The 12,902-nt window shown below is 42.3% G+C and carries 10 protein-coding genes and 1 pseudogene; 10 read left to right on the forward strand and 1 reads right to left on the reverse strand.

Annotated elements, in window-relative coordinates:
• Positions 1 to 38 precede the first annotated feature (38 nt).
• From CRT24_RS17140 to CRT24_RS17185, 10 genes and pseudogenes are all read left to right on the forward strand, one after another.
• Positions 39 to 605 (forward strand): DUF3347 domain-containing protein, encoded by a 567-nt coding sequence (locus CRT24_RS17140; RefSeq protein WP_232046363.1) that lies wholly within the window; start codon positions 39 to 41, stop codon positions 603 to 605.
• A 9-nt stretch (positions 606 to 614) separates the two neighbouring features.
• Positions 615 to 1,040: a hypothetical protein gene (locus tag CRT24_RS17145; RefSeq protein WP_002993214.1), complete on the forward strand. Its 426-nt coding sequence runs from the start codon at positions 615 to 617 to the stop codon at positions 1,038 to 1,040.
• Between the two features lie 24 nt (positions 1,041 to 1,064).
• Positions 1,065 to 1,637 carry a DUF3347 domain-containing protein gene (locus tag CRT24_RS17150; RefSeq protein ID WP_227694340.1) on the forward strand — a complete coding sequence of 191 codons (573 nt, stop codon included), beginning with the start codon at positions 1,065 to 1,067 and terminating at the stop codon, positions 1,635 to 1,637.
• A gap of 93 nt (positions 1,638 to 1,730) precedes the next feature.
• Positions 1,731 to 5,582, forward strand: coding sequence for an efflux RND transporter permease subunit (locus CRT24_RS17155; protein WP_099372368.1), 3,852 nt, complete (start codon positions 1,731 to 1,733; stop codon positions 5,580 to 5,582).
• Positions 5,569 to 7,035, forward strand: a complete 1,467-nt coding sequence (locus tag CRT24_RS17160) for a TolC family protein (RefSeq protein WP_002993217.1) — start codon at positions 5,569 to 5,571, stop codon at positions 7,033 to 7,035. Before CRT24_RS17155 ends, CRT24_RS17160 begins: the two co-directional genes overlap by 14 nt.
• A 25-nt stretch (positions 7,036 to 7,060) precedes the next feature.
• Positions 7,061 to 8,644: an efflux RND transporter periplasmic adaptor subunit gene (locus CRT24_RS17165; protein ID WP_002993218.1), complete on the forward strand. Its 1,584-nt coding sequence runs from the start codon at positions 7,061 to 7,063 to the stop codon at positions 8,642 to 8,644.
• A gap of 23 nt (positions 8,645 to 8,667) precedes the next feature.
• Positions 8,668 to 9,141 (forward strand): heme-binding domain-containing protein, encoded by a 474-nt coding sequence (locus CRT24_RS17170; protein ID WP_002993219.1) that lies wholly within the window; start codon positions 8,668 to 8,670, stop codon positions 9,139 to 9,141.
• Positions 9,142 to 9,213: 72 nt separating this feature from the next.
• Entirely contained in the window at positions 9,214 to 10,155 is a 942-nt protein-coding gene (locus CRT24_RS17175; RefSeq protein ID WP_099372369.1) for a thymidine phosphorylase, read from the forward strand.
• Positions 10,156 to 10,306: 151 nt separating this feature from the next.
• Positions 10,307 to 11,134, forward strand: a complete 828-nt coding sequence (locus CRT24_RS17180) for an RteC domain-containing protein (RefSeq protein ID WP_099372370.1) — start codon at positions 10,307 to 10,309, stop codon at positions 11,132 to 11,134.
• Between the two features lie 88 nt (positions 11,135 to 11,222).
• A pseudogene (locus CRT24_RS17185) lies at positions 11,223 to 12,339 on the forward strand (IS256 family transposase).
• A gap of 204 nt (positions 12,340 to 12,543) precedes the next feature.
• Here the strand turns inward: CRT24_RS17185 and CRT24_RS21335 are convergent.
• On the reverse strand, positions 12,544 to 12,879 hold the full coding sequence (locus tag CRT24_RS21335) for a four-helix bundle copper-binding protein (protein ID WP_002993225.1): 336 nt from the start codon (positions 12,877 to 12,879) through the stop codon (positions 12,544 to 12,546).
• Between the last annotated feature and the right edge of the window lie 23 nt (positions 12,880 to 12,902).

Raw genomic sequence — 12,902 nt, forward strand, 5'->3', positions numbered from 1 at the left:
TGATTATTTACCATTTTTAATACTTAATAAGGTTCCAAATGAAATCAATATCAAAAATATTGATGGTAATCACCGTATTACTATCCGCAGCAAACAGCTTTGCGCAAAACCAGAACGAGCAACATCACAACCATGGTGGAACAGCTCAAGCAAAGAATATTCCATCACAAAATTTATCACAATTACATGCCGTATTTGACAAGTATTTTTCCATAAAAGATGCTTTGGTAAACGCAGATGTAAATATAGCATCTTCAAATGCTACTGAATTAGCCACAGTTATTAAAACAGTGGATATGGGTGAACTTTCTCCCAAAGAGCATACCGTATGGATGAAGGTCATGAAGGAACTGTCTTTAAACACAGAAAACATCTCGAAATCGAAAGACGTCGTAAAGCAACGGAGGGCATTTGCCCTACTTTCTAAGAATGTCTATGAATTGGCAAACGCATCAAAGCAAAAAACAACTATGTACTACCAAAACTGCCCGATGTACAACGATGGCAAAGGTGCAACTTGGTTAAGTAAAAGTACGGATATCAAAAACCCGTATTACGGTTCAAAAATGCTGACCTGCGGTAGTACTATTGAAAAATTAAATTAGTCAGCCATTATGAGATGTCTATTGATTGGGATCGTTACTTCTATTGTAGTCATATTTAGTTCATGCAACAATAACCCTACACTAAAGGTGCAAGACAATACATATACTTCAAAAAGCTCAAATACAAATACCCGTGACCACAATGCCTTTGAAATGGGCGATGTAGTTCCGTCGGAAGAGGTATGCATGGTCAACAATGAATACATGGGCAAAAAACAATTTGAGGTAAATTTTGAAGGAAAAATATATTACGGATGTTGCCAGATGTGTAAAGAACGTATTCCAAAAGATCCTTCTACACGCGTTGCCATAGATCCATTTTCCAAAAAGCAGATAGATAAAGCGACTGCTATAATAGCAATTACCGGCAACAACGGGGAAGTATCATATTTTGAAAATAATACTACATATACAAATTACATAAATCAATTTTAATTATTAAAAACAGAAATCATGACAATGAAACATTTATTTGTAGGCTTACTAGCCTCATCCGTATTGACCTTGGCAGCATGCAATGGCGCTTCTGAAAAAAAATCAGAAAGCGACGTCCATACTGAAACAACGGTATCCAACGAAAGCAACGCTGCAAGCGACCAGGGAACTTTTTCGGAACTTTTTTCCCATTACCAGCACCTGACTTTTGCTTTGTCTTCCGATAATGATAAAGAAGCCGCAAATGCAGCTAAAGGCATGCTGGAAGCACTCCCCAAGATTAATACCGAGGGCTTTAGTGCAGAACAGAAAAGCACCTTCGATGACATCGCTGCTGATATTCAGGAACATTCGGAGCACATAGGTGATAACATAGGCAATATCGCTCATCAAAGAGAACATTTAGTGATCTTGAGCAAGGATTTTTATGATATAACAAAAGAATTCGGCACCGAAAAGCCCATGTACAAGATTTTTTGCTCGATGTACGATGACAACAAAGGAGCATATTGGTTAAGCGATAGCAAAGAGGTCAAAAACCCTTACTATGGTGAAGATATGCTAACATGTGGTGAAGTTCAGGAAGAACTGAAGTAAAAACGCTGATTAAGATTTGAAATTCAAATATCAGGTACCGGTCGATTTCTGTAGGCTGGTATCTGATATTAAAATGTAAACAATGTATATGTTATGCTTAAAAAAATTATCAAATATTTTTTGGAGAACCGAGTAATAACACTGTTATTACTTGTGGTTGTCCTTATATGGGGGCTGATTACAGCGCCCTTTAATTGGCATCAAAATGCGTTGCCGAGCGATCCTGTGCCGGTCGATGCGATTCCGAACATTGGGGAGAACCAGCAAATTGTTGCGACCGAATGGATGGGGAGGTCTCCCAAAGATATACAGGAGCAGATTACCTATCCACTCACGACCTCCTTACTGGGCATCCCCGGCGTAAAAACAATCCGGAGCAGTTCGATGTTCGGCATGTCCTTCCTCTATGTCATTTTTGAAGAGGATGTTGAGTTTTATTGGAGCCGTTCCCGTATTCTGGAAAAACTGAATTCATTGCCTGCCGGCACATTACCATCCGATGTAACGCCCACGCTCGGGCCGGATGCCACTGCTTTGGGGCAGGTCTTTTGGTATACACTGGAGGGACGCAATCCCGAAACCGGAAAACCTACAGGAGGCTGGGACCCCGATGAGCTGCGCACGATTCAGGATTTCTATGCCAAATATAATTTGGCAGCATCGGAAGGGGGTTCCGAAGTGGCTTCCATCGGAGGTTTCGTAAAAGAATACCAAGTCGATATCAATCCAGATGCGATGCGCGCATACAATGTATCCGTAATGGATATCATGTCGGCTATCCAAAACAGCAACCTGGATATCGGTGCAGAGACGATCGAAATAAACAAAGCGGAATATCTGGTGCGTGGATTGGGCTACCTTAAAAGTGTCCAGGATCTTGAAGATGCCGTAGTGGCTGTGCGCAATAATGTTCCCGTAAAGATAAAAGACGTTGGGTTTGTCAATTTGGGACCCTCCACACGACGCGGTGGATTGGATAAGGAAGGCGTGGAAGCAGTTGGCGGTGTAGTAGTTGCCCGGCATGGAACCAACCCCATGGAAGTCATCAATAATGTCAAGGCGAAGATCAAAGAAATGGAGGCAGGTTTCCCTCAAAAAACATTAGAGGATGGGACTATTTCAAAAGTCACCGTCGTTCCGTTTTATGACCGCTCGGGTTTAATCCAGGAAACCATCGGGACGCTGGAAAATGCTTTAGCACACGAAATCCTGATCTGTATTATCGTTGTGATCGTGCTGGTGATCAACCTGCGAGCATCGATTCTTATATCCAGTATCTTGCCCATTGGCGTACTGGCGACCTTCATAATCATGAAACAAATGGGGGTCGAGGCGAATATCGTTGCCCTTTCGGGAATCGCCATTGCCATTGGGGTCATGGTGGATGTGGGGATTGTCTTTATCGAAAGCATACTACGCCATATGGATGAAGAAAAAGCCAAGGGTGTTGAGAGTCGGGGGAAAGCCTTTGTAAACTTGATTTCCACCGCTGTTGCGGAAGTGTCGGGTGCTTTGTCAACGGCGATGCTCACCACGATCATCAGCTTTTTACCTGTTTTTATGATGGAAGCACAAGAAGGTAAGTTGTTCGGTCCCTTGGCATACACCAAAACCTTTGCTTTGGTTTCAGCCTTTGTGTTAGGCATTATTATCTTGCCAACACTGGCTTATTATATATTTTCAATCCGTATCAATGGGAGTAAAGTTCGCCGGATAGCCAACTACGTTTTGGTAGTTGCCGGTATCGCTCTTTGGATCTATACAGGTGTTTTTGTCGCGTTCGCATTGACTTTGATCGGAGTCAACAACCTGTTTACACCAAGATGGAAAGGAGAAAAAATTGCCAACTACGTTAATGTTGCTATCACACTTTTTGTAGCGATGTATTACCTGACGGTTGAGTGGCTGCCACTCGGCACGCAGGCAAGCACCACACTTAACTTTGTGTTCGTATTCTTTGCCATTGGTTCCATCCTGGGAATGTTATGGGCATTGGTGATCTATTATGAACAGATTCTTCGATGGTCACTTTCCAACCGGTGGAAATTCATGGCCATCCCTATCATTACTTTATTATTCGGAATGTTAGCATGGATGGGCGTAGAGAAGAGTTTTGGTTTTGTTGCAAATGGCTTCGAAAAGACAGGTTGGAAATCATTTCGGGAGACTGCCTTCTGGCAAAAATCCACCGAAACATTTCCCGGTATCGGGGAGGAATTTATGCCAAGCCTCAATGAAGGTTCTTTCCTTTTGATGCCCACCAGTATGCCGCATACTGGGATTGAACAAAACCTGCAATTGATCAGAACACTTGATAAACGTATTCAAAACATACCGGAAGTCGAACTTATCGTAGGAAAATGGGGCCGTGTGAATTCTGCACTTGATCCGGCTCCTACACAGATGTTTGAAAATACGATCAATTATATCCCGGAATTTTATCTGGATGAAGACGGGCATCGTGAAAGGTTCAAGGTAAACAGTTCCGGAGAATTCGTGTTGAAAGGTGACAAGACCTATGCTGTTTCCGATGGTTTCCGTTCCATACCACGGGACAGTCTGATTGAAGATAAAAGCGGAAAATTTTTCCGCAGATGGCGTCCTGAAATTAAAAAGGCCGACGATATATGGCAAGAGATCGTCAATGTTTCCCATCTGCCCGGATTGACTTCCGCTCCTAAGTTGCAACCGATAGAAGCGAGAATGGTAATGCTTTCTACGGGAATGAGGGCTCCGATGGGGCTAAAGGTTTCGGGTCCGGATCTGGAGTCGATTGAAATCGGTGGCAAGGCCTTGGAAGCAGCCTTAAAGGATGTTCCATCTGTTATGCCATCGACCGTTTTCTACGACAGGGCTGTTGGCGCACCCTATATCGAAATCCATCTGAACCGGGATAGAATGGCCAGATACGGTATTACCGTTGCCGAGCTTCAGGAAGTAATCAGTGCGGCAGTCGGCGGTATGACGTTGACCACTACAGTCGAAGGCCGGGAACGGTTTCCCGTTCGCCTGCGCTACCCACGAGAATTACGGGATGACCCGGATGCGTTGCGAAAAATAATCATTCCGACAGCTACAGGAGCTCAGATTCCATTGGGGGATGTGGTGGATGTTGAATATGCCAAGGGCGCTCAGATGATCCAAAGTGAAAATACCTTTTTGTTGGGTTATGTAATCTTTGATAAAAAAAGTGGCATAGCGGAAGTCGACGTAGTATACGAAGCGGATCAACTCCTAAAGGAAAAAATAGCGTCTGGAGAACTGGATTTACCCAACGGGGTGACGTATAAGTTTGCCGGAAATTATGAACAGCAAGAACGTGCCGCAAAAAGGCTAATGCTTATTATACCACTGAGTTTGTTAGCCATTTTAGTAATTCTCTACTTTCAGTTCCGAACGGTTACAGCATCGTTAATTCATTTTTCCGGTGTTTTTGTAGCTCTTGCAGGAGGTTTTATTTTGTTGTGGCTTTACGGACAGCCTTGGTTTATGGATTTCTCTGTCGGAGGGACAAATATGAGGGATCTGTTCCAGATGCACAGCATCAATCTCAGCATTGCCGTTTGGGTAGGATTTATCGCCCTGTTCGGACTGGCGACGAGTGATGGTGTATTAATGGGAACATACATCCACGATACATTTGAAGCACGGAACCCCAGAACAAAAGATGAAATACGGGAAGCAGTCATATACGCAGGCTTAAAGCGTGTCAGACCGGCAGCGATGACCACTGCTACAGCACTGATCGCCTTACTGCCTGTCCTGACCTCTACCGGTAAAGGTGCGGAAATCATGGTACCAATGGCCATCCCGACTTTCGGCGGCATGCTGATCCAATCCATGACCATGTTTGTGGTTCCAGTATTCCAGTGCTGGTGGAGGGAATCTGCCACTAAAAAAGAAAATAGAAAAAATAATAAAAATATAGCGAATGAAAACGAATAAGATAAATCGGTATATAACCGTGGCTGTATTAACAAGCTTAAGCATTTTTTCGCAAGCTTTAGCCCAAGACTACCCCACCGATTCGCTGTCCTATTATATACAAGTCGCAATCGAAAATAATCCGGGTGTAAAATCACAAAAGTATGCGCATGAGGCATACCTTGAAAAAATTCCGCAAGCCGGAGCATACCAAGACCCCGAATTGTCCATGGAAGCATATACGATGCCTATGGAAATTATAGGAGGGCGTTCTATTGGAAATGTGAGCTTGATGCAAATGTTTCCATGGTTCGGCACGAGAAAAGCAGCTCGCACAGAGGCTACACATATGGCCAATATGCAAGATCAACAGTATCGGGAAGCCATAAATAATCTGATCCTTCAGGTCAGCACACAGTGGTACACGATGCAAAAATTGAACGAGCAACTCAAGAATAATCAGGAAAACCAAGTGTTTCTAAAACAATTGGAACAATTGGCAATACGGAAATTCTCTGCGCCCTCAAGCACCTCACAATCAAGTGTAGCACCCGTCGTAAGCAGTAATACGCCTTCCTCACCAACCAGATCTAGTGCTTCATCGGGTATGGGAGGGATGAGTATGGGAGGAGGCAATTCAGCTCCTGCTACTAATCAGAATATGAGTATGCCGTCCGGTGGTGGCATGGGAGCAATGGAAGGTGGCTCCGGATCGGGTATGTCAGAGGTGCTTCGTATCCAATTGGAAATTGTCGAAATTGAAAATAACATTGAAAGTTTACATGCTCAGATTAAAGCCGAAAAAGCAAAATTCAATGCATTGTTGAATCGGGAAGCAACTGAAAAGGTCATGCTGGGACAAGAGATCCACAAGCTGAATTTTTTATATAGCGAGGAAGAGGCACTAAGGGTTATTGAGGCAAACAACCCCATGCTTGAAATGATTGCCGAAGAAGGCTTGGCATTTAAGGCAAAAGCGGAAATGGATCGGAAAATGAGTTATCCCATGATTGGTATCGGTGTGGAATACATGGTTGTGGGAAGGACGAATAATTCAATGCTGGCCATGGACGGGATGAACGGTAAGGATATGGTCATGCCTATGGTTTCAGTGAGCCTGCCACTCTTCCGTAAAAAATACAATGCCCAGCAAAACGAAAGCAGGCTATGGCGAAAATCAAGCGAAGAGAACTTTAAAAACACCTTCAACACTTTGAAAAGCGAGTTTTACAGTCTCAAAAGCCAACTGGATGATGCTCAGCGTGCCATCGAGCTGTACGAAAAACAAACTACGCTCGCCCAAACGACATATAACCTGATCGTAAAAGAGTTCGTTACAGGCAAAAGTGACTTGACCAACGTTATTCAGGTGCAGCGGCAATTATTGGATTATCAGCTTAGGAAAGCTGAGGCCCTTGCCAACTATAATACGATGGTTGTGTCAATAAAAAAATTATTAGCAGACCATAAATAATGCAATTATTTTGAAATTCTTAGCAATGAATAAACTGAAAAATATTTTTAGAAATAAGGCGGTAACTTACGGGGTTATATTATTGTCCGGACTACTGCTTGGCTGGGCGATATTTGGCGGGAATTCGTCCCATGATCACAGCCATGACCTTGAAATGGAAGTGACCGAGGACGGGGAAACAGTATGGACTTGCTCCATGCACCCCCAGATCAGAATGGATAAACCGGGGAAATGCCCGATATGTGCAATGGATCTCATTCCCTTGAAATCATCCGGGGGAGGTGATGATGTAATTGACGATGACGCCATCCAGATGTCAGAAGAAGCCATAGCATTGGCGAATATCCAGACTTCGATTGTCGGCCACCAAGACGCTGTTAAAGATGTCCAACTGTATGGGACTATTCAGGTGGACGAACGTTTACAACAATCCCAAACATCGCATGTCAATGGCCGTATTGAAAATCTTTACGTAACCTTTACTGGCGAGTCGGTAAGAGAAGGACAACTGATAGCCAAAATCTATTCGCCTGATTTATTGACGGCGCAGCAAGAATTGCTCGAAGCTGCAAAATTGCAGGATATGCAGCCCCTCCTATTGGATGCCGCGAAAGAGAAGCTGAGTTTATGGAAGGTGTCAGAGGATCAGATAAGCAAAATATTGACATCCAACGAAGTTTCACCCTACGTCAATATATATGCGAATACAAGTGGTGTTGTCATAGCAAAAAATGTAAACCCGGGCGATTATATCGGCCAAGGGAGCGTCTTGTACACCATTTCAAACCTTTCCAAGTTATGGGCGGTTTTTGATGCGTATGAAACAGATCTGCCATTTCTAAAGGTGGGAGATCAGCTGGAATATACATTACGGAGTTTGCCCGGAAAAGTCTATAATGGGCGGATTGCCTTTATTAACCCTATCCTTGATGCCAATTCAAGAACGGCAAAAATCAGGGTCGAAGCCGATAACCGGGATCGCAATCTCAAACCTGAAATGTATGCAACAGCAAGGATCACTGCTCCTTTAAAGGGCTACAACGATGAGTTGGTCATTCCCAAGTCGGCGGTTTTATGGACAGGGAAGCGCTCCATAGTTTACGTAAAACAGCCAAATACATCCACGCCTGCTTTTAAACTTCGGGAGATCGTCTTGGGCCCCTCATTGGGCGACCAATATGTTGTTATGTCGGGGCTGGAAAATGGCGAGGAAATCGTGACCAAGGGAGCTTTCACCGTTGATGCAAGTGCCCAGCTGGAAGGTAAAATCAGTATGATGAATAACGATGGCGCAGCATCGGCTGCCGGACATCAGCATGGCGATGCTCAAACCAATGTCAATAAGACCCATGATATGTTGAAAGTATCAGGAAATTGTGAAATGTGCAAAAGCCGGATTGAGAAAGCGGCCAAAAGTGTCAAGGGGGTGATTTCCGCAAACTGGGATGTTAATGCCAAAGTTATCCATTTGGATTTCGATTCAAAAGTAACCTCAAAAAGTGCCATAAGCAAAGCTATTGCTAATGTTGGTCACGATACAGAGCTGGACAAGGCTCCCAAGGCGGTTTATGACGACTTACCGAGTTGCTGTCTCTATGACCGGGGATAATGTTACTTGATTAATATTAGATCATGAAAAAAAACGGAAAACGAACGAAAGCATACAAAGTAATTTTAACAGTTCTGTTAAGTGTGTTTGTGTTAATGCAATTTATAACCCCCCAAAGGAACCTATCCCCGGTTCCTGCGGGCCAGGTTTTTGTTGATTCATTTAAGGTCGATGCAAAAGTTAATGCAATCCTGTCGGTATCATGCTATGACTGCCATAGCAATAATACCCAATACCCTTGGTACACTAATGTTCAGCCTTTGGGTTGGTTCATGGCAGATCATATAACCGAAGGAAAAGAGAAATTGAACTTTGATGATTTGCCAAATTACAGCCCGAGAAGGATAAACTCAAAGTTTAGCCAGATTATTGAGCAAATCGAGAAAGGTAAAATGCCGTTGAGTTCATATACGTGGATGCATGGGGGTGCTCGTCTAAGCATGGAAGATAAGAAGCTGTTAGTTGAATACTTTAACTCGTTGATGGATAATGAATAAGTTTAGAGTGTTAATAGTACAGACGGTTCCTTCGGAAATAGACTCAAAACGTAAATTTTAATAACAGGAAAAGTGGAAAACCAATCTAATATCTTAAAATACAAACATCTCGGAATCTACACTCAAAACGAGAATGTAGTATATATGCATGAAAACTGCCACGTTTGTGCTTCAGAAGGCTTTGAGGCACTTACCCGAATTAGAATATCCACTGCAACGGACTCAATCGTAGCAAGTCTTAATGTAATTTCATCCAATCTTCTATTGACTGATGAAATTGGGTTATCGGACGCCGCAGCAAAAAAACTGAATGTTTCCCCAAATGAAACTTTGTATGTTTCACATTTGGAACCTATTAAATCTTTAAGCCACGTACGGGCAAAAATCTACAATCAGAAACTGGATTACTTGGCGTACAATGAAATCATTACGGATATAGTTCAGGGCAATTATTCCAATATCGACCTCACAGCATTTATCACCGCCTGTGCCGGAAATAGAATGGATCTTGATGAAATCACCTATCTTACAAAAGCCATGATTGCTTCTGGTATGCAATTGCACTGGAACAAGGAGATTGTTGTTGATAAGCATTGCATCGGAGGGTTACCAGGCAATAGAACAACACCGTTGGTAGTTGCCATTGTTACTGCCTTTGGCCTTACAATGCCCAAAACGTCTTCCCGTGCCATTACCTCGCCTGCCAGTACTGCAGATACCATGGAAGTATTTACCAATGTAACGCTTTCCCCTGAAAAAATAAAAGAAGTGGTTCATAAGGAAGGGGGGTGTATCGTTTGGGGTGGAACAGCCCAGTTAAGCCCGGCAGATGATCTGCTGATAAAAATCGAAAAAGCCCTCGATATAGATAGCGAGGGACAGCTAATTGCTTCGGTACTCTCAAAAAAAGCAGCGGCGGGTTCCACGCACGTTGTTATAGATATTCCTGTAGGTGAAACTGCAAAAATGAGAAGTACAAAAATGGCACAGACAAAGAGTATATGGGTGGTCTAAAATACATTTTGACCAGAAACATTGCCGCTACTACCCATTATGACAGCGATATGGGCTGGGGGTTCGGATTGAATTTGTCCTATTAAGTTTGACTTTCTATGAGGTCGGATTTAGAATCCGACCTCTTTTGATGAATTAAAAATGTTACTTAATGAGCAATTATTACGAGGAAATAATAAAGAAACTAGAAGATGAAATAAAAGAGGTGTCTCTTGAACTGGATGGTTCCATAGCTTTGTATGAAGTTATTATCGAGTTGATATTATCGAGACTTTCCGAAATAAAGGAATATACACTAAAAAATGGCTTTGATAGTATAAATGAAGAGATCCACTTTTTCAAATATCAAAAACCAGTCATTGTTTCAAAACTCATTTACTATAACGCTATCTATAAAATAGAGACAAAAAAACCTAATGATATAAAAGCTATTAGGAAATACATTAATGGTGAGCTAAGGAAACTCAAACGGTATTTTGAGAGTAACCTTGAATTCTATAAATATTACCGAACAGGCAGTTCATTTGTAGATGAAAAGTTATTTGTTCGGGGCAAACACGATATAAAGTTAAGTTTGGACACGGTTTATTTTGAAACCGACCACCGGTTTTCTACATCCCACGATTATAAGGCGGCAAAAATAATTGCCAATGACCTGATTCAAGTTTATCTTGAAGACCAACTTCACAACATAATCTATAAAGATAAATCAATAGACCTACCAACATTAAGTTGGACGGGAATCAAAGCGGCTTTAACGGAATTGATTTACGGACTGCATTCTCAAGCCGTCTTCAATAATGGGAATACAGATATTATAACCATAGTCAGATTTTTTGAAAACAGTTTTAATGTTGATTTGGGCGATTTTTACCATACATTTTTGGAACTCAAAGCAAGAAAGCTGAACCGAACGAAATTCCTTGACAGCTTACGTGATGCTTTGATTAAAAAAATGGAAGAACAGGACGAAATATAAAATCAAAAGACGATTTTGTCGATCAGAGACTGTAAAATAAACTGTGTCAAGGATAATAAACAGAAGTATTATTTTTGACATAGTAATTATGAGTATTAAGGAAAGCGATTTTGATTTTGAGTCCATGAAGGACCTGGCCCTAGAACAGTTACGTAGTGGTGAATCACTTTATGGCAAGAACGGAGCTTTTGCTCCTTTAATGAAAAAGTTTTTAGAAGCAGCGCTAGAAGCTGAGATTGAGAGCCATCTGGATGAAGCTGAACGCTCTTGTGGTAATCGTCGTAACGGCAAGTCCAGCAAGCAGATTCGCACCTCAGATGGCACTATCGAGATCGATACTCCGCGTGACCGTCGGTCTAACTTCGAACCCCAGCTTATTAAGAAACGTGAGACGATTTTAGCTTTCTTCGATTACCGATAAGATCATTCCCCAGGTCAAGGAGTGGCAATCAAGAAGTCTAGACTCGCTTTATACGATTGTTTGGATGGACGCCATGCACTACAAAGTAAAAGAAGACCATCGGTTTGTTTCGCGGGCAGTATACAATATTCTTGGCATTGATCGAAATGGACATAAGCATCTGATAGGGATGTATGTTTCGGAGAATGAGGGAGCTAACTTTTGGTTGAGCGTATTGACTGATTTACAAAATCGAGGCGTAGAGGATATCTTAATTGCTTGTATCGATAATTTAAAAGGGTTTTCCGAAGCGATACAGAGTGTTTTTCCCGACACCGAAGTACAGACCTGTGTAGTACATCAAATCCGAAACAGCCTAAAGTATGTAGCCAGTAAGGATCAAAAGGAGTTCATGAACGATCTAAAACCCGTATATAGGGCCGATACGTTGGATCTAGCCGAGCTTCGGATGGATGAACTTCAGGATAAATGGGGTGAAAAGTATCCTGTGGTCATTGAATCCTGGCGACGCAACTGGGATCGTCTGACCACCTATTTCCGATACGATAAATCCATCCGAAAGTTGATATACACGACTAACACGATCGAAGGATTTCATCGCCAAGTGCGTAAGGTCACCAAAACTAAAGGTGCATTCACCTCCGATATAGCGTTATTGAAATTGATTTATTTAGCACATAACAACATTAAGAAGAAATGGACGATGCCACTAGCCAATTGGGGAACAACAGCACAGAAATTAGCAATTTGGTTTCCGGGAAGAATGGTGTTAGATTTGCAATAAGAAAAATGGTTGAATTACCGCCCCGCGGGGCGGTAATTCAACCATTGACACAGTTTATTTTACACTCCCGTCGATCATTATTCGGCGAAGGAGCCAGTCCATTTTCCTCTTTCCCTAACTATCGTTTACAAATGGAAACGGTCCTGAAATTCTTTACCCAGTTTGAATTCATTGGAGGTTTTTAGACTTCTACCAATAATGAGATTATACCGCCGTTGCCATTTGCTCACAAGCTTCTGCGCATTTGTAGCAAGCATCCGCACACTCTTTGCAATGTTGCATATCATGCTTAGCACATTCATCTCCACACGCTCTACAAATCTCCGCACATAGCTTGCAAAGGTGACGGCTATATTGGCTTCCCAAACTCATGAGTTCGGCTGCGGCTCTACATATGGCTGCACATTCCAGATCAAGCTGGATACATCGAGCCATCATTTTTACATTGTCCTCTTGCAAGCAAGAAGCTGCACAATGGTTACAAGCTACAGCACAGGCGTAGCATTCGTCAATACATTTTTGAAATTGTTGATGTGACATAATTTTATTGTTTAAAGTGAGAA

The sequence above is a fragment of the Sphingobacterium sp. 1.A.5 genome (assembly GCF_002734235.1).
GTDB classification, from domain to species: domain Bacteria; phylum Bacteroidota; class Bacteroidia; order Sphingobacteriales; family Sphingobacteriaceae; genus Sphingobacterium; species Sphingobacterium daejeonense.

What these genes read in the sequence shown, in the direction of transcription:
- CRT24_RS17140 (WP_232046363.1), top strand. Translation starts at nt 39, where the DNA reads ATGAAATCAATATCAAAAATATTGATGGTAATCACCGTATTACTATCC.
- CRT24_RS17145 (WP_002993214.1), top strand. Translation starts at nt 615, where the DNA reads ATGAGATGTCTATTGATTGGGATCGTTACTTCTATTGTAGTCATATTT.
- CRT24_RS17150 (WP_227694340.1), top strand. Translation starts at nt 1,065, where the DNA reads ATGAAACATTTATTTGTAGGCTTACTAGCCTCATCCGTATTGACCTTG.
- CRT24_RS17155 (WP_099372368.1), top strand. Translation starts at nt 1,731, where the DNA reads ATGCTTAAAAAAATTATCAAATATTTTTTGGAGAACCGAGTAATAACA.
- CRT24_RS17160 (WP_002993217.1), top strand. Translation starts at nt 5,569, where the DNA reads ATGAAAACGAATAAGATAAATCGGTATATAACCGTGGCTGTATTAACA.
- CRT24_RS17165 (WP_002993218.1), top strand. Translation starts at nt 7,061, where the DNA reads ATGAATAAACTGAAAAATATTTTTAGAAATAAGGCGGTAACTTACGGG.
- CRT24_RS17170 (WP_002993219.1), top strand. Translation starts at nt 8,668, where the DNA reads ATGAAAAAAAACGGAAAACGAACGAAAGCATACAAAGTAATTTTAACA.
- CRT24_RS17180 (WP_099372370.1), top strand. Translation starts at nt 10,307, where the DNA reads ATGAGCAATTATTACGAGGAAATAATAAAGAAACTAGAAGATGAAATA.
- CRT24_RS21335 (WP_002993225.1), bottom strand. Translation starts at nt 12,879, where the DNA reads ATGTCACATCAACAATTTCAAAAATGTATTGACGAATGCTACGCCTGT.